The organism is Nostoc sp. DSM 114159 (assembly GCF_053470285.1).
In genome coordinates this window covers 2,029,185-2,054,288 of record NZ_JBPFEH010000001.1, presented here as the reverse complement: position 1 = coordinate 2,054,288, position 25,104 = coordinate 2,029,185, and the positions used below count along the sequence as shown (strand labels likewise).

Annotated in this window: 22 protein-coding genes; 7 read left to right on the top strand and 15 right to left on the bottom strand. The window is 41.7% G+C overall.

Annotated features, from left to right (window positions below; genetic code table 11):
• Positions 1-273: 273 nt before the first annotated feature.
• Positions 274-2,322: a potassium channel family protein gene (locus ACR5KR_RS08290; RefSeq protein ID WP_448266142.1), complete on the top strand. Its 2,049-nt coding sequence runs from the start codon at positions 274-276 to the stop codon at positions 2,320-2,322.
• A 277-nt stretch (positions 2,323-2,599) separates the two neighbouring features.
• On the opposite strand, the gene ACR5KR_RS08285 is transcribed toward ACR5KR_RS08290, so the two are convergent.
• The gene (locus ACR5KR_RS08285) at positions 2,600-3,502 is read right to left on the bottom strand and encodes a class I SAM-dependent methyltransferase (protein ID WP_448266141.1); all 903 of its coding nucleotides are present in this window, start codon (positions 3,500-3,502) and stop codon (positions 2,600-2,602) included.
• Positions 3,503-3,754: 252 nt separating this feature from the next.
• On the opposite strand from ACR5KR_RS08285, the gene ACR5KR_RS08280 reads away from it, so the two are divergent.
• Together ACR5KR_RS08280 and ACR5KR_RS08275 are read left to right on the top strand one after the other, a co-directional pair.
• A complete protein-coding gene (locus ACR5KR_RS08280; RefSeq protein ID WP_448270128.1) occupies positions 3,755-5,263 on the top strand; it encodes a hydroxysqualene dehydroxylase in 1,509 nt (502 codons plus the stop codon).
• Between the two features lie 145 nt (positions 5,264-5,408).
• Complete coding sequence (locus tag ACR5KR_RS08275) at positions 5,409-5,777, top strand: DUF6464 family protein (protein ID WP_322674884.1); 369 nt, start codon at positions 5,409-5,411, stop codon at positions 5,775-5,777.
• Positions 5,778-5,835: 58 nt separating this feature from the next.
• On the opposite strand, the gene fmt is transcribed toward ACR5KR_RS08275, so the two are convergent.
• Positions 5,836-6,840: a methionyl-tRNA formyltransferase gene (fmt, locus tag ACR5KR_RS08270; RefSeq protein ID WP_448266140.1), complete on the bottom strand. Its 1,005-nt coding sequence runs from the start codon at positions 6,838-6,840 to the stop codon at positions 5,836-5,838.
• 1,108 nt (positions 6,841-7,948) lie between these two features.
• Here fmt and ACR5KR_RS08265 point away from each other — a divergent pair.
• Complete coding sequence (locus ACR5KR_RS08265) at positions 7,949-9,283, top strand: hypothetical protein (protein WP_448266139.1); 1,335 nt, start codon at positions 7,949-7,951, stop codon at positions 9,281-9,283.
• Positions 9,284-9,668: 385 nt separating this feature from the next.
• Here ACR5KR_RS08265 and minE read toward each other — a convergent pair whose 3' ends face one another.
• The 8 genes from minE to ACR5KR_RS08225 all read right to left on the bottom strand — a co-directional run bounded on the left by minE (position 9,669) and on the right by ACR5KR_RS08225 (position 18,268).
• Positions 9,669-9,965: a cell division topological specificity factor MinE gene (gene minE, locus ACR5KR_RS08260; RefSeq protein WP_292776638.1), complete on the bottom strand. Its 297-nt coding sequence runs from the start codon at positions 9,963-9,965 to the stop codon at positions 9,669-9,671.
• 36 nt (positions 9,966-10,001) lie between these two features.
• Positions 10,002-10,808, bottom strand: coding sequence for a septum site-determining protein MinD (gene minD / locus ACR5KR_RS08255; RefSeq protein WP_012410009.1), 807 nt, complete (start codon positions 10,806-10,808; stop codon positions 10,002-10,004).
• A gap of 172 nt (positions 10,809-10,980) precedes the next feature.
• Complete coding sequence (minC, locus tag ACR5KR_RS08250; RefSeq protein WP_445626977.1) at positions 10,981-12,024, bottom strand: septum site-determining protein MinC; 1,044 nt, start codon at positions 12,022-12,024, stop codon at positions 10,981-10,983.
• Between the two features lie 145 nt (positions 12,025-12,169).
• Positions 12,170-13,492, bottom strand: a complete 1,323-nt coding sequence (locus tag ACR5KR_RS08245; protein WP_448266137.1) for a four-carbon acid sugar kinase family protein — start codon at positions 13,490-13,492, stop codon at positions 12,170-12,172.
• 160 nt (positions 13,493-13,652) lie between these two features.
• Positions 13,653-14,315: a hypothetical protein gene (locus ACR5KR_RS08240; protein ID WP_322711332.1), complete on the bottom strand. Its 663-nt coding sequence runs from the start codon at positions 14,313-14,315 to the stop codon at positions 13,653-13,655.
• A 40-nt stretch (positions 14,316-14,355) separates the two neighbouring features.
• Positions 14,356-14,850, bottom strand: a complete 495-nt coding sequence (locus ACR5KR_RS08235) for a DUF29 domain-containing protein (protein WP_448266136.1) — start codon at positions 14,848-14,850, stop codon at positions 14,356-14,358.
• An 88-nt stretch (positions 14,851-14,938) separates the two neighbouring features.
• Positions 14,939-16,162, bottom strand: coding sequence for a DNA-processing protein DprA (locus ACR5KR_RS08230; protein WP_445626980.1), 1,224 nt, complete (start codon positions 16,160-16,162; stop codon positions 14,939-14,941).
• Positions 16,163-16,168: 6 nt separating this feature from the next.
• Complete coding sequence (locus ACR5KR_RS08225; RefSeq protein WP_448266135.1) at positions 16,169-18,268, bottom strand: RecQ family ATP-dependent DNA helicase; 2,100 nt, start codon at positions 18,266-18,268, stop codon at positions 16,169-16,171.
• 353 nt (positions 18,269-18,621) lie between these two features.
• Between ACR5KR_RS08225 and ACR5KR_RS08220 the strand changes: the two genes are divergently transcribed.
• From ACR5KR_RS08220 to ACR5KR_RS08210, 3 genes are all read left to right on the top strand, one after another.
• The gene (locus ACR5KR_RS08220; protein ID WP_448266133.1) at positions 18,622-18,885 is read left to right on the top strand and encodes a hemerythrin domain-containing protein; all 264 of its coding nucleotides are present in this window, start codon (positions 18,622-18,624) and stop codon (positions 18,883-18,885) included.
• 9 nt (positions 18,886-18,894) lie between these two features.
• The gene (locus tag ACR5KR_RS08215) at positions 18,895-19,101 is read left to right on the top strand and encodes a hypothetical protein (RefSeq protein ID WP_448266132.1); all 207 of its coding nucleotides are present in this window, start codon (positions 18,895-18,897) and stop codon (positions 19,099-19,101) included.
• Positions 19,102-19,210: 109 nt separating this feature from the next.
• Entirely contained in the window at positions 19,211-20,332 is a 1,122-nt protein-coding gene (locus ACR5KR_RS08210; RefSeq protein WP_448266131.1) for a Gfo/Idh/MocA family protein, read from the top strand.
• A 138-nt stretch (positions 20,333-20,470) separates the two neighbouring features.
• Here ACR5KR_RS08210 and ACR5KR_RS08205 read toward each other — a convergent pair whose 3' ends face one another.
• From ACR5KR_RS08205 to ACR5KR_RS08185, 5 genes are all read right to left on the bottom strand, one after another.
• A complete protein-coding gene (locus ACR5KR_RS08205; protein WP_448266130.1) occupies positions 20,471-21,760 on the bottom strand; it encodes a Glu/Leu/Phe/Val family dehydrogenase in 1,290 nt (429 codons plus the stop codon).
• 444 nt (positions 21,761-22,204) lie between these two features.
• Positions 22,205-22,381: a hypothetical protein gene (locus ACR5KR_RS08200; protein WP_445626986.1), complete on the bottom strand. Its 177-nt coding sequence runs from the start codon at positions 22,379-22,381 to the stop codon at positions 22,205-22,207.
• 19 nt (positions 22,382-22,400) lie between these two features.
• Positions 22,401-22,916, bottom strand: coding sequence for a GNAT family N-acetyltransferase (locus tag ACR5KR_RS08195; RefSeq protein ID WP_445626987.1), 516 nt, complete (start codon positions 22,914-22,916; stop codon positions 22,401-22,403).
• A 146-nt stretch (positions 22,917-23,062) separates the two neighbouring features.
• The gene (locus tag ACR5KR_RS08190) at positions 23,063-23,584 is read right to left on the bottom strand and encodes a GNAT family N-acetyltransferase (protein ID WP_448266129.1); all 522 of its coding nucleotides are present in this window, start codon (positions 23,582-23,584) and stop codon (positions 23,063-23,065) included.
• A 228-nt stretch (positions 23,585-23,812) separates the two neighbouring features.
• Positions 23,813-24,958, bottom strand: a complete 1,146-nt coding sequence (locus tag ACR5KR_RS08185; RefSeq protein ID WP_448266128.1) for a beta-ketoacyl-ACP synthase — start codon at positions 24,956-24,958, stop codon at positions 23,813-23,815.
• Positions 24,959-25,104: the final 146 nt, after the last annotated feature.

The window sequence follows — 25,104 nt, the reverse complement described above, 5'->3', positions numbered from 1 at the left end:
GCTCAACTAATCCCTAATTTACCAACTTTGGCTTTAATATGTTGGAAAAAGTTGGTAAATTACATCACAATCAATCAAGGAAATCCCAAAAATATCCAAGCTTTAAATCAGATTCGCCTTCAGTTAGGTATCAAATATCAGAATTCGATACGGTTTATTATCATTTGATACTCATCTTAAAACCAACTGCTAAAATTGTTGGAAATTACCGAAGTGTAAAAACCTTAGCAAACACATCCTGTTAGCAGTATCGAATGCTACCGTCAACAGAAAGTGCATCCTCCTCCTACCAGCAATCAAAAAAAACCCCAAGACCTTTTCTTAGTATGTGGACTCAAAAGTTTAGGGCAACATTGCGTGGCAATCCTCAAAGAATACGATGTTAAAGTCAGTGCCATTGAGGATGTGCAGCCCGAACATTGGGAAGTCCCAGAAGTACCTAACTTACTAGAAAAGTTAATTGTAGGAGACTGCCGCCAGCCAAGTGTTTTAGAGCAAGCAGGTATATGTCAGTGTCGTGCAATACTTTTAGTAACCAGAAATGAGCGGATAAATATAGAAGCTGCCTTTGCAGCACGGCGTCTTAATCCGCACGTTCGCTTGATTGTACGTTCTGACAAACAAAATTTCAACAAACTCTTGTGGGAAAATCTTGGTAATTTTGTTGCCTTTGAACCTACTCATCTTTCAGCTCATGCCTTCGCTCTCACAGCCCTTGGTTCTGAAGCTATTGGATATTTCACCTTAGAAGGGCAACTGTTGCAAGTCATAAAGCACCAAGTACAAGCAAAGGATAGCTGGTGTAATGGCAAGCCAGTACATAGACTCAATCTGACAACTCGCCGCATCTTGAGTCATACACCTGTTTCATCTAAGCCACTCAAAGAATTGTTTGGCTGGAATCCAGAGGCAGAAGTACAGGTAGGAGATACGCTAGTTTACATTGATGTGGCATACGATTTAGCTTTCTCTGAACAACGTCGGCAATCTCATAAGCAAAAGTGGCATTGGCAACAGTTTATCCAAGGTATCACAGCGATAAATCTCAAGGATAAAATAGTGCAATTTTGGCAATCTTACTACCAAAGCCAAAATCAAATCCGGCGAATTGCAACAATCTATGCGATTACTGTACTCATCTTGTGGTTTGTTGGGATAGTTCTTTACCGCTTATATTATCCTGATATCAGCATCCAAGAAGCTTTCTATGCGACAGCAATTTTGCTCTTGGGAGGATACGGAGATTTATTTGGTGGTGTTGAGTTTGCAGCGCAATCAAAGCCCTCAGACGCTATCCCTTGGTGGTTGCGGTTGTTTAGCTTGGGACTAACGTTGACAGGTCAAGCTTTCGTGGGAGTATTATATGCACTGCTGACTGATGCTCTTGTCACTTCAAGATTCCATTTTTTCAATTCCCGCCCTCCTATACCACAACGCAACCATCTAATAATTATTGGCTTAAATCGCTTGGGACAAAAAGTAGCTGCTCTTTTGCAAGAACTCAACCAGCCGTTAGTAGGAATTCATCCTACCACTCTCGACCAAGAAACTTTACCCGATATGCCCCTTGTCGTTGGTAATGCTACCGAAGCACTTACTAAAGCGAATATCTCCCATGCTAAAAGCATCATTTTAGTTGGAGACGACAATATGGAAAATCTGGAAATTGGTTTGATGGCTCATGCAATGAATCCCGCCACTACCTTGATTATCCGCTCTCAAGACCGCCAATTTAGTGATAATGTCGCCCCTCTGTTCCCTTATGCTCAAGTTATATGTGGTGCGGCTTTGTCGGCAGAAGTTTTTGCTTGTGCTGCTTTTGGAGAAAATGTTCTCAGCTTGTTTCACTTGAACGAGCAAATAGTCATGGTGACGGAATACAAAATTGAAAATGGCGATACCTTGAATGGATTGCTTTTATCTGAAATAGCATCTGGCTACAGTGTTGTACCGATTCTCTACCAGAAATATCAGCAAGACAATTATTCTTTAATGCCCTGGTATGATGTTAAACTTGATGCTGGCGATCGCTTAATTGTCTTAGCCACAAGCAGTAGTTTGCAGCAAATTGAATGGGGTGAAATGCTGCCTCGCCAATGGAGCGTGCAGATTGAAAAAGCTCTGACTACAAATGCCATTATGTATGGTGCCCAAGAGATAGTTTTGATTACGGGCTGTAGTTCCACCACCGCTAGACAATGGATGAATAATTTGCCTAGAGTATTGCCAATACCACTTTATAAACATCAAGCTCAACGTCTCGTGCGCGAGTTAACAAAAGTACAAGTTTTGGCAAATCTAATCTTCATTGGGCAGCCTTGAATCTTCCGTAACTATAAGTCATATCATGTCCGGTTAAACACTTATAATATCTGTAGGTTGGGTTGAGGAACGAAACCCAACATTTGCTCCATGTTCATGTTGGGTTTCACTGCCGTTCAACCCAACCTACGATTGATAGATTTTATTATAAGTCATATTATTTGTTGATAATGATTGGAGTTTATAGGCATTTATTGCAAAAATAAAAGCACAACAATGTTGTGCTCATGTAGATTATTTATATTCCGTTTATTGTGACAACCAGAGAGTTTCTTAATCAGTCCAGTTTCGTACTGTACGCACTAAAACCGTAAGCCAAAGTTTCTTTTAAATTATCTGATGGCTTGAGACTTCTGTTGATAGCATTAGCAAACGGCACGGGAATCCCTTTGATGGTTTCCGGCAAAATTGCATATTCTGCTGTTGGTTCGACAATGTATTCTGGACACTTCATTTTCATCCCAGCAGTAGCTAACATTTCTTCTATTTCAACAGCTGAATATTGCTTGAGATAAACTGGATTTCTCACAAATGGGTTCAGCCTTCTGATAAAATTATGGATAATATGAGAAGGACAAGACTTATTGTGAAAGGAATGATTAAAAACAAAAATTCCACCAGGTTTTAGCACGCGAGAAATATCAGCTAATAAATTTCTTAATTGAGCATCTGGAATATGCATAAAAACGCAATTAGAAATTACCAAATCTATAGAATTATCTTCTAAAGGCAATGTCTCAGCAGAAGTGCAAATCAAGTTAAATTCAGCTTCAGGGAAAAAATTGTATTCTTGTTTAACTTTGATTAGCCGCCGCAATAAAGGTTCAGAAATATCAATGCCGTAATATTTCTCGCATTTGAGATTTTTCGCTTTCGAGAGATGTAAAGGTGCGCGACCATAACCAGAACCAATTTCTAGAATAGAACCAACAGATTTATTCAACGGAAATTTGTTCCAAGTACCTCCAGGCGTACCAGTTAGCAGAGTGTAATCTTGTTTAATGGGCGATGTTGCTGCAACTTTTTCAATTTTTTGGGAGCCATAATATGTTTTACCAATTGCATCCCATGTTTTTTTATGTTGAGTATTAGTTAATTGTTCATAGTCGCTGGGAAAATAAATTCCATCTCGTAATTCAAAGTCATTTAGACTGGATTTTACATTTGCTAATTGAGACATTATGATTATCCTCATCAATAGTGAATTCTGTTTTCTGTTATACTCTTAACTCAGCATTAACCGCAAGTGATTTTTCCTGAACGGCTAACTCTCAAGCCTTTTTTAAAGTCTATAACTATTTTAAATTCGATGGAATGTGCTAGCAAAGAGCCTATTGCATCCAAGTGAAAACCGCTATAATGACAACCCTTGCTCGATCGCAACACAAGTTCGTATACATTAGTTGATGGACTGCAACAATTGGAGGCGGCGATGGTAGGAGGGTTACAACAAAAACGGGTGGTAGTTGTGGGTGCGGGTTGGGCTGGTTTAGGAGCAACCTACCATTTGGCAAAACAAGGTTATGATGTGACACTTCTGGAAGCAGGCCCCTATCCTGGTGGATTGGTGGCAGGTTGGCAAACATCTGCTGGAAAGTCTGTTGAAGCTGGCATTCATGGGTTCTGGTATCCTTACAGAAATATTTTTTCTTTAATCAATGAATTAGAAATTAATCCTTTTACTACTTGGACTCGTTCTTCGCAATATTCGCCAGCCGGTTTGGAAGTTGAATCACCAATTTTTCAAGATTTACCGCGACTCCCCTCGCCACTAGGAACTTTTCTCTACACTCAGTTTAAGCGGCTGCCACTAATTGACCGTCTCAGCGCCCTGCCTTTACTTTATGCTGTCGTTGATTTTGATAATTCCGATGCAGCTTGGCGGCGCTATGATTTTGTAACTGCCCGTGAATTGTTCAAAGACTTTAACGTTTCTTTCCGACTTTACCGCGATGCTTTTGAACCGATGTTATTAGTGGGCTTATTTGCCCCTGGCGAACAGTGTTCAGCCGCCGCAACTTTAGGAATGCTTTACTTTTTTATTCTGGCTCATCAACCGGATTTTGATGTGGTTTGGTGTCGGGGAACTGTCGGAGAAAAGATATTTCGTCCTTGGGTAAAACGTATCGAAAAAGCTGGGGCGAGAGTATTGCCAAAGCGTCGGGTTACAGACTTAATTGTTGATAGTAATCAAGTCAAGGGTGTGGTTTGCGGTGATGAAGTTTTTGAAGCAGATGCGGTGATTTTTGCGGTTGGAATCACGGGGATGAAGAAAATTGTCTCAACTAGCCCTAGTTTACAAAGCCGTGAAGAATTTCGTAATTTGAGCAATTTAGGAGCAATTGATGTTTTAGCCACGCGACTATGGTTTGACCGTAAAATTGATATTCCTCGTCCTTCTAATGCTTGTTTTGGATTCGATGCAAGTACGGGTTGGACGTTTTTTGATTTGAATGCTCTACATGATAAATATCGAGATGAGCCGGGAACAGTGATTGAAGCTGATTTCTATCACGCAAATCAGTTTCTTGGTTTGAACGATGAGGAAATTTTAGCAATCGTTCAGGGTTATTTAGCAACTTGTGTGCCAGCATTTCGGGAGGCAAAGATAATTGATAGCAGTGTAATTCGGCTACCTCAAGCAGTTACTCACTTTGCACCTGGTAGCTATCGTTATATGTTGCCCGCGAAGACAAGTTTTGAGAATGTGTTTATGAGTGGGGATTGGATTGTGAACCGTCATGGTTCCTGGTCGCAGGAAAAAGCTTATGTTACTGGTTTGGAGGCAGCGAATTTGGTAGTGTCTTATTTGGGAAAAGGTCAGCCATCTGAGATTTTAGCTGTAGAAGAGGATGAAGTGCATATCCAAATGGCGCGATCGCTCAACCAAACTTTGCGTAAATTGAGCAAATCTATCCTACCTGACTTTTGGCTGCCATAAACTGTAGGGTAGCACAGCAGTGCATCCCTACTGCATGTATATTTCTCGCAAATCTAGTTAATCATCAATTGTAATTTAAATTCGATAAGCTAAAGAAAGCGATCGCGATACTATCCTTATAATGTAAATCAAATCACATAAGCTTATGGAGCCAGACTCTTTACCAACTGAGGTGATTCTGACGCACCCGCGTGAGTCCCTCGGTAGAGTGCAACTTGATTGGACACCCCAACCCGGAAACTATCTTGATTTTGAAGGTAAAACCTACGCGGTTTTAGAGCGCCGTCATAGATACAAACTTCAAGCTGGGCGCTACCGCTTGCATAATATTGCCATTTATGTACAGTCTGCTAAACGACCATCTGAGAAAAGTTTGGTAGCGGGACGTTGGGTAGTCGGCGATGCCACCTGCTGCTACAATGCTCATTCAGAACTTATTCGCTGTGCAGTCAACCCCGATGGCCCTTGCGAATCTTGCCGCTTTTATGAAAAGTCTTCGGAGAGACGCGATTAACCGCGTCTGTACAAAATGAGGAGTTAAAAGTTATTCTCCTTCATCTCTTGCATCCCTGTCAGCTTCCCGTACCAAAAACTTCTCCCACAGTTAAGCGGGTACCATTAACAAAATCCCATCCAGACTGGGGACGTTTACCTGCTAACTGAATCTCTCGCAACAGCAATAAACCTTCCCCAGTCTGGACAATCGCACCAATTCCTTTAGCAATGCTGACTACAACTCCTGGTCGATCTGATGTATTTGACAAATCAGGCAATTTATGTACTAATTCTTGTAATTCTGGTGGGAGATCGCAATCGCTTACAGAACCAAGAGGAGCAGAAGCAGTGATTTTCAGCAGGTTGTTACGAAAGGTAGCGGTGCAGTTAGGGTAAAAGCCTCTGATTTGATTGTGTAATTGGATCGCGCTTTTTGACCAATCTAAAGCATAATCTTGTTTTTGAATCAGAGGCGCGTAAGTAGCTGCTAAATTATCTTGGGGTATTGGTTGAATTTCTTTACGTTCCAACTTCAACAGAGTTTCTACCAACAAATCCCCACCGATTTCTGCTAGTCTGTCGGCTAAATCTTGGGCATTATCCAGTAATCCAATCGGTGTAGTGGCTATTTGGAGCATTGCGCCGGTATCCATCCCCACATCCATCAACATGGTGGTGATCCCTGTTTCCTTCTCTCCGTTATACAAACACCACTGAATCGGCGCTGCACCGCGATATTTGGGTAAAATCGAGCCATGCACATTAATGCAAGCTAATTTCGGCATATTCAAGATTTTTGCCGATAAAATCTGTCCATAAGCGACAACAACAAACACATCTGCATCTAATTGTTTGAGTTTAGTTAAAGTCTCGGTGTCTTTTTTCACCCGTTCGGGTTGCCATACTGGTAAATTGTGAGCAGTGGCGATCGCTTTTACTGGTGTTGGCGTCAGTTGATTTCCGCGTTCCCGGCGTTTATCTGGTTGGGTGACAACAGCCAGCACCTCAAATTCTGAATGATTCAATAATTTTTCCAAGGTGGGTACAGCAAATTGAGGTGTACCAAAAAATACAATTTTCATTAATAATTAATAGTTTTTAGTCGTGAGTCATTAGTTAATCGTAAGTGCGCCCCTGATAACTGACAACATTTAAGTTTCATGTTGAAACAGAATTAACTAAGCTGCATCTAGCAGTTCGCCAAGGAAACTTGGCAAGAGAAAGGGGAAAGGGCAATGGGTAAAGGTGTTTTATCCTTTCCCCTTTAACCTTTAACCTTTAACCTTTACCCAATCCTCACAAGCGCATTTTTGGGTTGGCTGACTACTAGCAGGTTTCTGTATTCGAGACGCAGTTGCAAAATACAGTTGTTAGCTGTAAATAATATTGGCTGTTTGGTGGTACAATATTTTCGTATTCATGAAACCAAAGGCTGCTTGATTAACTTACCGGGTTAAGTTGACAAGCGTAACAGCTAGTATCAGCCGCATTTGCCTCTAGTGAAACTAATCACTTAGTGGTTTTTCTTTGCGAGTCGCTAGAGCATCTACCGAGTGAATTTTGTTGTGTTCCCGTTCGTCTGCCCGAAATTAACTTTAAATGTAGTTACATTTCCGAAAAACTATTGCATCTAACTACTTCTGTAGTTTAGATAGCAATTTATAACTTTGGGTTGCTGATAGCAATATATTCTGAGTATGATGTATTATGCGTCCGGTTTCCCAGGTTTTTAATTAACGCCTCACGTTTACTATCATGAGGGTTTGCGCTGTTATATTTAGTGTGTAACCTAGCTTATTTGCTGTGTACTAGCGATCGCTAGTACGATCCCCGATAGCTGAGTTATCTAACTCTTGTTCGCCAGCCTCATTCCTCAAACTATATCCTAAATATTCCTTAACCAAGACTTATTTTTGGTGTGTTTGGGTATAGGGACATTATATATCGTGTAGTAATTACTGAGTTCTCAGCATATTTACTATACTCGCATATTTTTGCGAAAAAATATTCCGTATCTAGGTAAGAAAAGGTGTAGACAATGATACTTAATTTTTGTAAAGCTCTGCAAACTTTGAAGATATTATTTCGTCATTAGTTTTAGTTTCTTGTTATACATATAACTACCACCTGCTCATTGCTGTTGATGTATTGCTTCTCACATAGCAATTGCCCCCTCTAGAGAGTCTACAAATGCTTAAACCCCTTTTGCTGTCAGGATGGTTCCGCACCCAACCATTTCTCAATTATGTTGTCGTTGCGATCCTAATTGCGCCATTATTAGGAGCATCGGCTCACTCGATCCCAGTAAAATCCGAAGTACATAAACTAACTTCGATAACTGAAGAATCTGACTCTGGATCAAAGGAAATAGCTGTAGTTGGGGAACCTGAGATAGCTGAAACATTAAAAACAGATCAAATCGAATCGATAACAGAAGAATTTGACTCTGTGCCAACACAAAGTACTGCTGTTCAGGAACCGCAAGTATTACCAGCAAATAAAATTGAGTCTCCAACTGAAGTAGATAATTATCTCTCAAGCAGCGATTTAGATGTAAGTGATGTAACTGTTCCCGATTCTTTGGCAGCAGTTGAACTCGCACCATCAACAGATGTTCCTGTTAGTCAACTTAATTTAATACGCAAACTTAAAGCTGCTAATGTCAAGTCTTTAAGAGGACAAGAAAATTATCTCTCTAGAGAAAAGTCTTTGACTGAATCATTGACAGCAACTCAAGTAGCACCAGCGATTAAAGAATCTCAATCAACCACAACGACGGAAATACCTGTTGTGGAACCAGTTGATGAGTCCCAAGCAGAACAAATAGACCCAATAGGTAGTCCTCATCCGATTCCTTGGAAATGGATTACAGCAACTCAAGAAGCTGTTGCTGCTAATGGTGGTTCTGGAGTGCGTCACTATCGCAGCGTACCCGTGATTTCTCCAGATGGTAAATATGCTGTTTATAGCCGGGTGCAACTGGAGGTAAAACCCCAAATGTACAACAGCCGTGTCACCAGCGTGCTGTTTGTCCAAGATATGCACACTAAGAAATTGTGGGTGATGGCTTCAACGACTCCAGTTAGCGATCCTTTATTAAAGGTAAAGGCTGCAAAAGCGGAGTCTTCAGAAGAAACTGATACGAGCGGTAAGATTGGAGTATTAGTTCCAGTTAGCTGGTCAGAAAAAGGCGATCGCTTCTTAGCACGCAAGTTTGATGGTATATTTAACACGGGTGATTCTACAGATAGTGCTGTGATTTGGGATCGGCAAAAAAATCACGCTAACACAGTTGCTCCTCTTAGTGACGAAGAACATGAAAAAGTTGCTGTATTGTTAGGGTGGAGTAAAAGCCAACCAGATCGCGTGTTATTCCGTGCGGGAGAATTGGGCGAGGAAAACTGGCCATTAATACAAGTTGCTAATGATGGTAAGGCTATTACTACAACCGACAGCGATCGGCCGATTACTTTTGGTAAAAAGGTGACAGAAATTTGGGCAGGCCCCCAAGTTGCCTACCGATAGATTATAAAAAACCCTACATACTCCCGTTGTCGTCACTGCTGATAACGGGATTTTTTTATCTGTGTTTTCGGAGAGTGACAGAGGTTGAATATCTTCAATAGACCTCTTGCAAAAGTGCTTTTGCAAGAGGGAGAAAAGGGTAAAGGTTAAAGGGGAAGGGGACAATACAGAGCCTTTTCCCCTTTTCCCGACAAATGCCAAGAAGTCTAATTTTTACTGTTTTGGTGAGATAAATTCATATTTTCAATCAGCAATATAATATCTGCCAAACCATTTATAAAAAGTAGTTTGTAGTGGGGACTTTAGTCCTCAAAGCCAGGAATAAAGTCCTGACTAGGAACCAACAATTTAACTAGATCGTAAATAAAAATACTTAAAATTAAAGCTAGAGAGGCTTATCACCTCTTTCCCATTCAGGTATAGCACCCTTCACCCGGCGGATGGGTAAATTGGCAATTAAAGCTGTGGTTCGTTGGTTGCTTTCTAAGGAGAACTCCAAGCCCTCTGTCTCAATTTCTACATAGCGACAGACAACATCTAGGATTTCTTTGCGCATTTTTTCCAACGTTTGAGGATCTATATCAGCGCGATCGTGAGCAATCACCAATTGCAGGCGACGTTTAACTTGAGTTCGACTGCTATCAGGGCCGCGAAAAAAAAGTTTTTCTAGAAGTTCAATCATTACGAATAGGTCTGGGGCGGAGACTGGAAAGGTAAGTTAAACAATCTTTGTCCACAACAACCTTCGTAGGCGGGCGAAGATGCTGTCTTGGGACGAGTCGATCTCCAGAAATTCGACACTTTCCCCTTCTAATCTACGAGCAATGTTCTCAAAGGCTGTGGCAGCTAAAGAGGGATTTTCTGCTAACACTAAGGGTTCGCCGCGATTGGTAGATACAATAACACGCTCGTCGTCAGGGATTACCCCGATGAGGGGAATGGCGAGAAGTTCCTGAACATCTTGCACTGACATCATATCATTTGCCTGCACCATTGCGGGTCTGATACGGTTAATTATTAAATGAACACGCTTGATACCTTGTGCTTCTAGTAACCCTACTACCCGATCGGCATCACGAACTGAGGAAATTTCTGGTGTGCTGACAACTAGCGCTTCTTTGGCCGGGCCGATCGCATTTTTAAACCCATTTTCAATACCGGCAGGGCTATCAATAATCACGTACTGATATTTTTGCGCTAGTGCATTCACCAATAACTTCATCTGTTCGGGTGTGACTGCATCTTTAGAGCGATTTTGGGCTGCCGGCAAAAGTACGAGATTCGGTTGGCGCTTATCTTTCACCAAGGCTTGTTCTAATCGGCACTCTCTGGCTAAAACTTCTACCGCAGTATAAACGATGCGGTTTTCTAGCCCTAAGAGCAAATCCAAATTTCTCAAACCAAAATCCGCATCAACCAAAGCAACTTGACGCCCCATTTTGGCTAAAGCCATACCCAAATTTGCTGAAACTGTGGTTTTACCCACTCCTCCTTTACCGGAGGTAATCACAATAATGCGAGTCATGATAGAAATGCGGTCAATGAGGGTTCAGGAAATATAAAACAGTAAATTGCAGTATAAAGTATGAAGTATCGTATCAAGTATGAAGAAATATCTGTTCTCCCTGATGAGGGCGAGGCATAAATATTTGTTTTATTTCATCTTTACTTATATACTTCATTCTTTAAGTAAATATTTATGGTTCTTGATTGCTCTTGGTGAATTGGTTTCTGGAAAAATCAGTCGCCCTAGCGATCCGAATTCCTTGGGGCGTAATATGTGCCACCTCTGGATAAAACTGCACTGGCGGTTTTTCTGGTGCTCTAGCGACAGCATCTGCGATCCGCAGTTGGGTTGGTTCCATTTGCAAGGCCATAATCAGACACTCACTATTGCCTCCAGCCCCAGCATGAGCGATTCCACGCAGACGACCCCAGATAATAATATCTCCATCTGCAATTACAATACCACCTGGATTTACATCTCCCAAGATAATTACTGTCCCAGGATGACGAATTTCTACTCCAGAGCGGACTGTGATTTCTAAATAAAGGGCATCTTCTTGGGGGATCGCTGTAGTTGTTGGCTCAGAACTCAGGGAAGTTACGGGCTGTAATTGTTCTACTGAATACCCAGATGTCACAGCAGCGATCGCAGTTTGCCGCCGACTTGTCGAGACAGATATCAGTCGGAGTTGGACTTCACTCAAAGCCTCGGCGAGTTCTTGGAGTTGTCTGGTATCTACCAAACGGTCTTGTGCCATTAAATGCACAGGTGTATTAGATACCCGAAAGCGATCGCCTGCACTCAGACGTTGTCTGATTTGCTGCCAAATATCAGACCAAGTAAGTTCTGAAGCAGATACTTGAGATTCTGAGGGCAAAATTAATAACAATCGTCCCTCCTTACTTTTTAACTGGACTTGAGTATTATCATTTACGCGATGCGCTGGTAATGCTAACTCATTGGGATTTAAATCAGTCAGGATAAAATCCGATCCGGCATCAGTATTAGTTGACTTTACATCTGGGTCAGCAGGATTTGACTCTACATCTCCAAGAACAGTATTTGATTTTAAATAAAGCAGGACAGATTTTAACTCAGCATCCGGGAGGATAGAATCTGACTCTACATCAGAAACAGTAGAATTTACCTCTATCTCAGAAAGGATAGAGTTTGATTCTGCATTAGGAAGTGCAGAATTTGACTTTAGATTGGGAATCGCAGAATCAGAAGTCATGGAGTACTAGCCAAAAGACAAAGGATACACAGATTTTGGATTTTAAATTTGGGATTTTGGATTTGTATTACCGACAAGGAGTGATGCGTAGCAAAATGTTAGTCTGGCATGAACCAAAATATTATTTAATCTCAAGTCTCAAATCTCAAATTGGCAAGGTCAACCTCTGATAAACTGTCCCCAAGGCATCAGCATCGCCGACATTACCTGGAAACAGCACCACAGGCAAATCAGGAAACTGGGGATGATCGGATGACGTTAACACCATTGAACAACCAGCTAAAATTTGACCGAGTAAACGGGCTGAAGTTAAAGCTAGTCCAGTACTCAAGACATCGTTTGAAGTAATGCCACCCTTGCTGATTAAGAATCCTATATCAGATGGTAAACCGCGCACAATATCCATCAATAAACTTGAAACTTTTTCCCCAAACTCCAATCGTGTCTTGGCATCTTGAAAATTTAGTTCCTGACGGCTAGTATAAACCACTGGTGTTTTGCCATCTTTGTGTGCCGTCCGTGTACTTTCTTGGATTTCAGTTAGTAATGTCGCAGATTGATTTGCATCATCGAGTAATCGCTCTACATTTACTTCGATGCCTACAGTTCCTTCTAGTTGCAACAGCGCCTCTAATTGCTGGGTAGTCTTTTTCACATGGGAACCAACAATCACCGCACCTGGTTTGCCTTGGCGCACGTACTGAGCCATGTTTTCGGCAGCAATGGGTTGGGGAGGTAAAGCAGCTAAAGCCGTTAAAATGCTTGCAGCACTGCGAAATAAAAAGCGTTTGCCTTGACTTGCGGCTGCTAATATATCCACTGCAAAGCGGTTGAGATCGGCTTGAGTTTCACCATCGACGACAGCGCACTGATTACCATGAAGTTGTAACAATCGTTCCAAACTGCCAGCGCGAATATCGGCCAAGAGAAACCTTTCTACAGCTTCGGCACTAATTCGTCCTTGAGTCTTTTCTTCGACGTACTTGGGTAAGTAACTGTGATGGTAGCTGAAGACGGAATCACGGGCAAATTCGGTTTCATGGACTGGGGTGGGTACACCGCCAATCATCAAGTAATGCACGCTGTCACGGGTGATGCGTCCCCCCTCAAAAAATGCTGGTACGAGAAAATGAGCATCAAAGGGGCCGAGTTCTTGGGCGATCGCATCTGTTTCAATGGGATAATGTCCCCGCAAAGTAGAATCAGAACGGCTGACAACTAGAAAATCTTCAATTCCTTCAGCCTTCAAAGCGATTTTCAGGTTATGGCAAACTTCTTTGGTGACAGATGCAGCTGACTCTGGCGTTAGCGCTCTAGTATTAGTCAGCACAAAGAAAATCGGCGAATCATCCTGTAACCCACTGCGTAGAGTGTCTACATCCCAGTGCATTAGCAGCAGGCAGCTGTGGACTGTTTGAGAACCTGTAGGGTCATCATCCAGGACAATTATTTTGGGTTTGTTGCTCATTTAAGTCAACGGGGCGATTGTTTTCTGAAAAAATATTGGGTGACTAGAAGTCACTACTACATGAGTAAAGTCCACCTCCCGTGAACTAATCCAAAATCAAGGGTTTTCTAACCTGTGGAGGCAGGTAAATTCTCGTGTAACCACTTTTACAAACATTCTCTTAGCCTTTTTGCAATTTTCTGATTTCTGCTTGCACATCGATCGCAATTTGCAATGATTGATTTAGCAGTTGAGCATATTCGCCTGCTTGACTACTAACTTGTAAAGCTCGCAGACTCGCTAAATTATTCACAAATAACTCTTGGTTATTAGCAAGCAATTTTTTATTATCTCGCAAAATTCGTTCCGTTTTCAGAGCGCGAACTAAATCTTCTCTAATTAGTTGCAAGGCAGCAGTGACTTTATCTCGGTCATGGATACTGCTTTCTACGTTTCCTGATGCTGCTAATTGGTCATTAATATCTATAGCAGCAACTAGGTCATGATATTTATCAACTTCATCTAAAAGTATTGTCAGTCCTTCGGGACAGGTTAATTGTCGCCATAGCCATCGCCCCACTAATATCGGCATTGGCACTAAAATTAGTAAAAGAATTCCTAGTCGAACTGAAGAACCAATAGTTGGTAGAATAATAAACGCGTAAACAAAGCCTACAATTATTGGCGTTAGCGCCAGCGTCACCAGCATTTCACTGATAAAAAACCCTAATCGCTTTTTGCCATCTCGCAAAACCGAGGGTCGAAAAACGTCTTCTGGATCGAACCCAGTCAAACGTCTCAGTTCCCCCTTACTAATTTCCAAGCCTATTAAGTCCGGCTGCACGTCTGCATACTCCTATGGAAACCCAAGTTGCGTATTCATTTTAATCGGGTTTACCGTGATGATTGTGGTTATATTCAGGAAACCAGTTTTCATCTAAGATTTGTTCTAAAGAGCCAATGGGTATAGAGGGGAATATGTCAATGGCAAGTTGAGAGCGATCGCTTGCTTCTTTCCTTGCATCTTGATAACATTGATCAAATATTTCTAAAATGTAAGGTTTTAAGCTAGGACTATCTTTGAGTTCATCCTTAATATCTCTACGGAATGTCCTGATTTCACCTTTCCAATGCCCTTCATTTCGCTCCCGTTCCATATCCCAGTATGTAAGCTTAAGTAGATGTTCAAAAAGTCGAATTAACAAACTTTTCACCGTTCGCTTGTGGTTCCTCCCCATATCTTCCAACTCTTCAATTAAGTTATCTAAATCTACAGATGAAAACTGACCAGCGCGAAGTTGGTTGATGGTTGTCCTCAGCCAAAGGTAATAATCTTGGTCGTATAAAGTCTGAGTTGTTGGTTCTATTTGTATCACCATACACTTGTTAAACTCCTATTATTCCTATTAGACACTGGTGTTTTATACACCAATTATGCTTAAGATTTTGAATTCCCTGATGACACCATCATAATAAAGAAAGTTGAGTCACTGGTTTATTGACTATATAAGCCACTGGTCTATTAATTTTTCTCACCTTACCTTCATTTACAGCCCTGTTTAACCAATCCTGCATTTGAGATAATCTGATATCCAAAGATTCCGCCAGAGATTTTGCATCTTTCGGTTGCTGTAAATGATTAAGAATAAATGGTAAAACAGCTTGATAAATATCTTGTGGATGAATATCCAAGACAGTCTTTTGAGTTGTTGTTTCTACCTCAACCTGTACTGATTCAACCAAAGAAGCCGCTTTTGCCAAAAGTTCTCTCAATGAATTATTCCAGGGTTCAGCCGGAAAAGCTTTTGCGCCTTGATTGTGGAGTTGCTGATTACCTTCTGACACAGACCCATCCAACCGGGCAAAAACTGGGATATCTTGAAGTTTGGAAAGCGCTTCTACTGCACCCGCCCAAGTACCGCCTTTACCAAAAGAAGAACTGACTACAAGAGCATAATCTGCTAAAGCATAAATATATTTGTTTCGCCCCATCGCATTACCAGTATTAAAACCAGCTTCAGGGTCATAACTAGAAACTAAAGTAAGCCTACCCTCTTGAATACTAGAGCGATATTTGCTGTTCACTGCCGATTTCGTCAAACTATCCGCTAAGACACCAACAGATGTTCCTCCTGCGTCCAACACGGCTAGCATTGCTGCTTGGTCTACCCCACGCGCCCCACCAGAAATCACTTGCATTTCTTGTACAGCGCTGTTTTGTGCAACTCTTCGCGTGTAACCAAGTATTTCGTCATCGACATCACGAGAACCGAGAATTGCTAATCCTCCTAGAGATAGCAGTTCGATATTGCCAACACCATAGAGAATTGCTGGTGCTGAATGTCTCAGCTTTTGCTTGAGACGTTTAGGATAGTTTGCGTCACTTCTTCCCAACACCCACAATCCCTGATTAGTCCACTTCTCAACAGCTAAACTTAGCATCATACCCCGTTCTAATAAAGCTGAAAGCCTTTCAGGGTTAAGCTTATTAACAGTAATTTTTTCTAACTGTTCTTTGCCTGTAGATTCTAGTAAATCTGCTGGACGCATCTGGTTTTCCCGCAACCACTCTGTTAGTGAATTATATTCACTCAGAGTCAGGGGTTGTGGCTCAATTTGGCGATTTTGCCCAAAGCTGGCACACAACAGCAAAATTGCTTGAGTATCTGGTTGCAGGACATGATTTAACATGATTTTCTAATCCCCTTGACCGAATGAATTGAGTGCTAATGCCACAGGAAAAACTACCCCACTGTTAGCACGACGCAAAAGTGCTGCAATTACAGTAAAAGTCCAACGGGAATCAACTATATCATCAACCAAGAAAACAGAACCACTCATTCCTTGCCAAGAGTCAACAGCAAAAGCTCCGTCCAAATTATGAGCTTGTTGGTAACTGTTGCTCATCTTTTTCTGCAATTCAGTTTGATGAACTTTCTGCACAATTGGCATAAAAGGTAAGCTTAATTTCTCTGCCAGTTTTTGAGCAAAGCTTGGTACGAGTTCTGGACGATTCAATGAGGGAACACAAGTTATCCAAGTCGGAAAGGGTTGTGGTTGCCAACGTTGAATCATGTCAAAAATACCCTGAACTAGTGCATCATCAAAATGATTATCTTGATATTTACCTTGCTTGACTAATTCTCCCCAACCTGCATCGCCCCATAAAGATAATGCCCTTCCTTCTTCTGCTTGAAAATTATTTTTAATATTGCCTGAAAAGCCATAATTAGGCAATGCTTGTGGTGGCCATTTTTTACGTGGTTCAATGATTTGGTCGCTGCGACGTAAATATTGAATTGCTTTATTTACAAGCTCAATTGAGAAAGCTTCTGGTAATAACGGTCTATTCAAACACACAGCACATTTACCGCAAGCTATGGGATGAGGATCGTCTAATTCTGTTGCGAGAAAACTCATCAAGCATTCTTGACTTTGCATATATTGTAACATTCTAGCTTGTTCTTGGCGACGAATGTGTGTAAGCTTTTCAATCTTTTCAGTGTCAGGTTGAAAAGAGACTGGGGTCAGATACCATTTGGAATTTTGCTTAGTTACAGGTGCAGTAAATTCCAATGAAAGCAGTTTTAAAACTTTCTCAATTTGTCCTCGTGATAGATTCAGTTGCTGCTCCAATTGGGGAATAGAAAAACCATCTAAAGCTGCATTAAGTGCATTTAAAATTTGTTGCGTATGCACCTCTGGAGGAAAAGCTGTATTGATGAAATAGTTAGTGATATCATCATCCTCATCACCACTGAGAAGAATTCCATAAGCTTTTTCTACCGCTCTCCCTGCTCGTCCTACCTGCTGATAATAATGGACAACTGAGCCAGGACGCTGGTAATGAATGACAAACCCTAAATCTGGTTTGTCAAAACCCATTCCTAATGCTGGTGTTGCTACTAATACTTTAATTTCATTGTTCAAAAGTTCATCTTCTAATACTATACGAACTTTATCGTCTAAATTACTATGATATGCCTTAGCATTAATATTTTGAGTTTTTAACCAATTAGCAACTCTTTCAGCATCTCTCACAGTTAAGGTATAAATAATCCCACTTCCTGGTAAGTTAGGAAGCTGTTGAGCTAACCATGCCATTCGTGCTGCTGGGCTGGGGATAGAAATATTTTGCAGATGTAAACTTTGTCTGGTTAAATTTCCTCTGGAAACACGCAGATTTGATCCTAATTGAGCAACTAAATCGTTTACAACTCGATTGTTAGCTGTAGCCGTTGTTGCTAAGACTGGGATATTTTGGGGAAGTGCCTGTAAAATTCTCACAATCCGGCGATAATCAGGGCGAAAATCATGTCCCCAATCGGAAATACAATGAGCTTCGTCAACAACAAATAAACCTATGCGTTGAGATACTGGTAAAAGAATTTTTTCCCGAAATTCTTCGTTAGCTAGTCTTTCGGGAGAAATTAGCAGAATATCTACTTCTCCTGCTAGCAACTGTGTTCCTACTAATTGCCATTCATCTGTATTGCTAGAGTTAATTGTTTTAGCTTTTACACCAATGCGTTGGGCTGCTGCAATTTGGTTTCGCATCAAAGCCAGTAGTGGCGAAATCAAAAGAGTAGAACCAGCGCCTCGATCGCGTAGTAGGCGAGTTGCTAAAAAATAAACTAGACTTTTACCCCAACCGGTACGTTGAACAACTAGTAGACGCGATCGCTGCTGGAGTAATTCTTCAATCGCTTCCCATTGTCCAGGGCGAAAATTGGCTGTGGAATTATCAAGCGCTTGACGCAGAAGCAATAATCCCTGTTTTTGGAGGTCGGTTGTCATATATACTAAGTAGCTTTTGTCATTTCTGTTGTAACATCAAAGACAAACAAAACTTAGTTGTGTTTAAGACTTACACCGCTTCTTTGTAAGGCTGTACCAAATGTGTGGGAATCTTCAACAGGTGTTCGAGGTTTGGGTTGTAGCTTTGACCTGCTAACGCTACATACTCAGCATCCATCATGCTGAGGTTATGAATTTCAGTTAAGGTGCAATACCGAAAATATTCCTTAAGTCTAAATTAAAGCTTACTCAAAGACTGAGGTTTTCATTTCCCAAGTCATTGAGAATATACGAGTTCTCATTCATTAACCTCCAAATATCAGTCTGAGAAATCGATTATTCCTGAGGTAAAAATGGCTAAAACTAAAGCTAAATCAGCAGACATTCTTTCATTAATTGAAGCAGAGCATCGCCAAGTTGAGAAACTTTTTGCAGAAGCAGAAAAAGCTAAAGGTGCAAAGTTGGTTGAGCAATTCAATCAAATCTATATAGAATTGATCTTACATGCAAGAACTGAAGAATTAGTTTTCTACCCAGCTTTGCGAGAATACGAAGAAACTGAACAATATGTTGAAGAAGCTGAAGAAGAACATGAAGAAGTCTCAGTTATTTTATAAGAAATTAAGGTGCTTAAGCCTACTCAACCTGAGTTTAAAGAAAAAATGAGCGAATTGAAGGAAACACTTGAGCATCATGTAGAAGAAGAAGAAGGCGAAATTTTTAATGCTGTGCGCGAATGTATGAGCGATCGAGAACTAACTGAATTGGGACATGAGTTTCAAGAAACTAAAGCTAAGTTGGTGTCAAATGTAGAAGCTGCATTAGCAATGTAATAATGCACTTGGTTGTAAATGTTTGCATAAGCATAAATAGTTAGCCATAATTTCCACGTAATTAGGGCATCAAAATTACCAAAATATTCCTTCATCAAAGAGTAGAAAAATGACCACTACAAATGGTAAGAACAAAATTCGTTACGCCGTTGTTGGTTTAGGTTGGTTTGCCCAACAAGCTGCCTTACCTTCCTTTACCCACGCTGAAAACTCGGAATTAGTCGCACTGGTTTCAGACGATCCGACAAAAAGCGAAGAACTAAGCAAAAAGTACGGTATTAACCATACTTACTCTTACGAGGAGTATGAAGACTGTCTGGCAAGCGGCGAGGTTGATGCAGTTTATATTGCGCTACCTAATCACTTGCATTGTGACTATACTGTGCGGGCTGCTAACCAGGCAATTCATGTATTATGTGAAAAGCCAATGGCAGTAACAGAACAAGAGTGTGAGGCAATGATTAAAGCTGCCAATGACAATAATGTGAAGCTGATGATTGCCTATCGCTTACATTTAGAAGAAGCTAATTTACAAGCAGTCGAAATTTTGCGCTCAAAGCAAATTGGTGAACCACGAATTTTCAACTCGGTTTTTACTCAGCAAGTAGAAGAAGGCAATATTCGTTTACGAGATATTACAGGTGGTGGCACGCTCTATGATATTGGCATCTACTGCATTAATGCTGCACGTTATCTATTTCAAGATGAACCAATTGAAGTATTTGCTGTAGCTGCCAATAAAGGAGAAGAACGCTTCAGCGAAGTGGAAGAAATGGCTAGCGTTATCTTGCGCTTCCCAAATGAGCGTTTGGCAACATTTACCTGTAGCTTTGGAGGTGCAAGTGTTTCAACTTATCAGATTGTAGGTACTCAAGGCGATTTACGAGTAGAACCTGCATATCCTTGGCAGGGCGAAATCAAGCATTACTTAACAATTAATGGTGAAACTCAAGAGCGGACTTTTAAGGATCGCGATCAACTAGCAGCTGAATTTACCTACTTCTCTGCTTGTATTCTGCAAGATAAAGACCCAGAGCCATCTGGAACGGAAGGATTGATTGATGTTAATATCATTCAAGCACTTTATCAGTCAATTGAAACTGGTCAACCTGTGCAGATCCAAACTCGCGATCGCCATCAACGTCCCACATCGGCTCAAACTATTGAGCGTCCTCCTGTTGAGGAAACACCAGACTTGATTCATGCTGCTGCACCTTCTAGCGAGTCATAATGCGATAAACCACTAGTTATGTTGTAGCGATCGCTTAACAGAAACATCGGCTATTCATAACATAATAAGGACACAATATTATAGTTGTGCCCTTATATGTTATTTATTCAATTAAAAACTGCTGTCTATGCCCAAATATTAAGGATAAAGACCTCTGTCAGTCAACGCTTGAGCCACTCTACCTACCCCCAGTGTATAAGCTGCTAGCCTTAAAGAAATTTGCCGTACCTCCGACTGATGAATCACCTTGCGATAGGCTTGCACCATCAAATGTTCCATTTCGCGGTTGACGCGCTCCTCATCCCAAAATACGTAAGAAAGACCTTGCACCCACTCTAAATAACTGACTACTACACCGCCAGCATTCGCCAAAATATCTGGTAACACTGTCACACCCCGCGCCTCTAAGGCCAAGTTAGCCTCAAGAGTAACCGGGCCGTTAGCTGCTTCTGCGACAATTTGCGCCTGCACCTGATTCACATTTTCTTCAGTGATTTGGTTCTCCAAAGCTGCTGGTATTAAGACATCACAGGGTAGAGTTAATAAATCTGCATTGCTAATTGGTACAGATTGCGGGAAACCGACAATACTCTTGCGATTTTCAGCCGCGTAGACTTTTAATTTGGGAATATCAAGACCAGCTTCGGAGAATATTCCGCCTGCACCAGTTGAAACGGCGATAATTTTCGCGCCTGCTTCATGTAGTAATTCTGCTGCGGCACAGCCAACGTTACCGAAACCCTGAATGGCTACTTGCACTCCTACCAAAGATTTACCTCGATCTGCTAGCGCCTCACGGACAATAATCATTGTGCCACGTCCGGTTGCCATTTCTCGTCCCAGAGAACCACCAATCGAAAGGGGTTTCCCAGTTACAACTCCTGGTACAGCATGACCAACATTCACAGAGTAAGTATCCATCATCCAAGCCATTTCACGGGCAGAAGTACCCATATCTGGCGCAGGAATATCTACAGAAGGCCCAATATCTTTAATCAACTCGCTGATATAACGGCGACTGATTCGCTCTAATTCGCCAACACTGTAGCGTTTGGGATCTATAGCAATGCCACCTTTCCCACCACCGTAAGGAATACCTAATAAGGCACATTTCCAGGTCATCAGCATTGCTAAAGCAGATACTTCGCGCAATGTCACAGCCGGATGGTAACGAATTCCGCCCTTGTATGGGCCTAAGACATCAGAGTGCTGCACTCGGTGTCCAGCGAGAACTTGTATTTCCCCATCATCTAGTTTCACGGGAATGGAAACCGTGACAACCTTACGCGGGTGGCTGAGAATTTCTAGCAAACCCTGATTTAAATTTAATTCTTTAGCTGCCGCTTCTAAGTAACTACACGCTTGGTCAAAGGGGCATATATGCGCTGGCGAAGCAGGTTCTGACAGCAACGAGGATCTTGAAATCATAAATTTTCTCCTAATCACGGTATCTTTGCGAACCGGATCTCATCTGTACCTAAGCTTATCCTTTTTTTTGGGTAAAAGACTTATTTTGTAGTTTTTGTTACAGTTTTATATTGTATATTCTGATCTGGGTGTAAAGCAGTCCGCCCACCGTTAAAACGGCGGTCTAATAACCCAAGTCCATTAAAATGGACTGTAATCTTCAGTCCTCTTCAGAAGACTTTTGCTATGAGACAGGGATTTTAATCCCTGGCGGACGTTCGGTTTCACGTTAAGTTGACACCAATGACATCTTGTCCGCCCCTGTCAACGGGCGCTCGTGTCGCCCACCCCACAAGAGTGGATAATTTATTTCTTGGAAGTCCCATAGCAAAGTGCTGTACATGGATAGCGGGGCGTTGAGCCAGTGCTAAGTATAAAACCCAGTTTTGTCAAGGCTTTGAGCGATCAACACTGTCGCAATCTATGTAACTGTGGTTCTGGTGCATTTGTTCTAGGAGAATAGTTTACTGCTGTAGGCATCGCTTCGCACCGTTGATTGCCTCTTCCTCTAAAGTTGCGATGAAAGGTTCTGCCTGCGATCGGAATTGGCTTGTTAGCTGCCGATGATGTAAGCTTTGACAAAATCTATAAAAAAATTTCTTCATCCACTGTGAATAATGCTATCGAGTTGGAGTTCAAGATAGATAGTTTTAAATCCGCTTTTGTTTGGGGATTCACCAATTTGGTAAAAACCGCGTTTGAGATAAAGCATCCGGGCTACATAAGAAGAAGGATGTTCCCAAGTATACAAACGTAAGTACCTTTTTGCTTTTGCTTGTGCTAAGTCGATGGTAAAGTCTAATAGCTCTTTTCCAATTCCTTTTCCTCGAAATCGTGATGCTACACAAAACCAGCCTAACCAGTCAGCTTCTTGTTCGTCTTCGCTTTTGCAATATAACCCAGTTAGCCCAATTACTTGGAAAGATTGCTCATCGATCGCAACCCAGTAATTGAGTTGGGTAATTCCACTGTTTGAAAACCATTGAGCATATTCATCTAGATATAAACTTGCCACCAGCGATGGACTATCACTACTATTACTCACGCCTGGGAAAACTTCTTCTCTTAGGTGAATTGCTTGCTCCAAGGTTGCTATCGATAATGATTCAATGTACATAGCACTAGTCACTCAAGCTTAAAGTAGCTATACCTATATCGAAGCTACTATCTCAATTAATCTGTAAATTTTTCGGTGAGCAGGCATTAAGTGGGAACCATTATTGCTGCCATTCTCTCTCTTCATCCTGAAGAACTAATTTTACCCTAGCTTTCATACCTAATTTGCTTTTCCTCTTTGAGTTTGTTTTTCTTAGTTGAGGATGGCACCAAATCGAAACGAAATACAAGCATGTCCTGAATCTGAATGCTGTTTTCGTAACTTGGCTGAGGTAAATACCAAAAGTAGTCATGGCGCACACGATCCATCCGAAATCCGCACTTTTGATAAAAAGCAATGTTGCCAAGACTTGAGTTAGACGTGCCAACGAGCATCTGTTTCTTGCCGCGTTGCTTCGCCTCTTGAATCAACCAAGCAACGAACTCCTTACCTAAACCCTGCCTTTGAAACTCAGGGGCTATACCAAGTTCCATAATTTCGCAGGGGTCGCTGCGCCATTTCATCGTTGCTGCACCAACCAAGTGTTCGTTGTCGTCCATGCGATATACAGCATCAACGAGGTTAGCAAGCCCCCATTGCAGTGCACGCTCCGATTCTTCTGCCAACAGTAGTATCGGAATCAGCGCTTCAAGTTCGTCGTCACGAGCTTGTCGAATAGCAATCGCCATTCATATTCCCTTTTAATCACAATTTATTTTTCAAAACTATAGTAACAAGTAGATGCAATACTACTCGCTTTGTGCATTTTGAACTCAGAATTTGGTTTGGGGAAAAGGTTACTGGGGTTGGGTTAAAGGTTTTTTCTTTCCCTTTTCCCCCGCCCCTTATCCCCTTCTTGGGGCCCCACCTTCCCCTTTTCCCTTTAACGTTTTTGACTTGAGGAGGTGACAAGGGAGCTAAAGAGCTGCTAACGCGATCGCGGCATTCTGTCCCCCAAAGCCAAAACTCAAACATAATACCTGTCGAATTTTACTTATACGTGCAGATGTCACGATATCTAAATCAAACTCTGGCTGCTGCAATCCTAAACAAGGCGGTAATATTTGATGCTTTAGCGCCATGAGAGAAAAAGCTACACCTATAGCTCCAGATGCCCCTAGTGTATGACCTGTGCTTCCCTTGGTGGAACTAACCGCCACGCCTTGGGGAAACAAACGCTGAATTACCATACTCTCCATCTGGTCATTTAGTTGGGTAGCTGTACCATGAGCATGAATGTAATCAATATCGCCTGGTAATAGACAACTACGTTCTAGACATTGTTTGATAGCAGCGATCGCACTTTTCCCTTCTGGTTCTGGTGAATTACTATGATATGCGTCGTTGGTTAAGCCAAAACCGAGAATTTCACCATAAACTTTTGCCTGACGCTGCTTTGCCAATTCTGCTGATTCTAAGACAAATACAGCCGCACCTTCACCCAAGACTAAGCCTTCTCTGTGCAAATCAAAGGGATAAGCCCCAGTTTTCGCCAAAGCACCCATCTGCTGAAATCCAGCTAAAGTTAAGGGTGTAATCGGTGCTTCTACTGCACCTGCGATCGCTTGTTGACATTGCCCAGTTTGTATAAGCATAGCTGCTTGGGCAATAGACCAAATTCCAGTAGCACAAGCTGTCATTGGTGCTAAAACTATACCTGATGCACCGATTTGTCTTGCGGCTGCGATCGCATTTATATGAGGTAATGTATCTAGCCAATTTCCCAAAGAGGACACAGGAAAATTTTCCGCGTTATACATTTGCCGCGCCAATTTTTCCCAAGACGCTTGATAAGAGCGACTCGATCCAATGACTACAGCACAATCAGCTAAAGGTGCAACTAACCCAGAATCTTGTAAAGCAGAAGCAACAACCATCTGAGTTAACCTTGTCAACTCAGATGGTTGTTCGCCAATCAAACCTAGAGGAAGTGGTGTAAGTTCTGGAAACGGTTGATGTAACCGAATTCCAGATTTACCTGCGATTAAATTTCGCCAGCTATCCTCGAAGCTTCCACCCAAGGCGGAAACTAAACCAATACCAGTAACAACAATTTTGACCAATTTAGGAGTTAGGAGTTAAAAGTAGAGACGCGATTAATCGCGTCTGTACAAGAGTTAAGAGTTTTTCCTTTGCCCCCCTGCTCCCACTTCGGCTCATTTCGGCTACGCTCAATGACCAACGCTCAGTGACCACCTGCTCCCCTGCC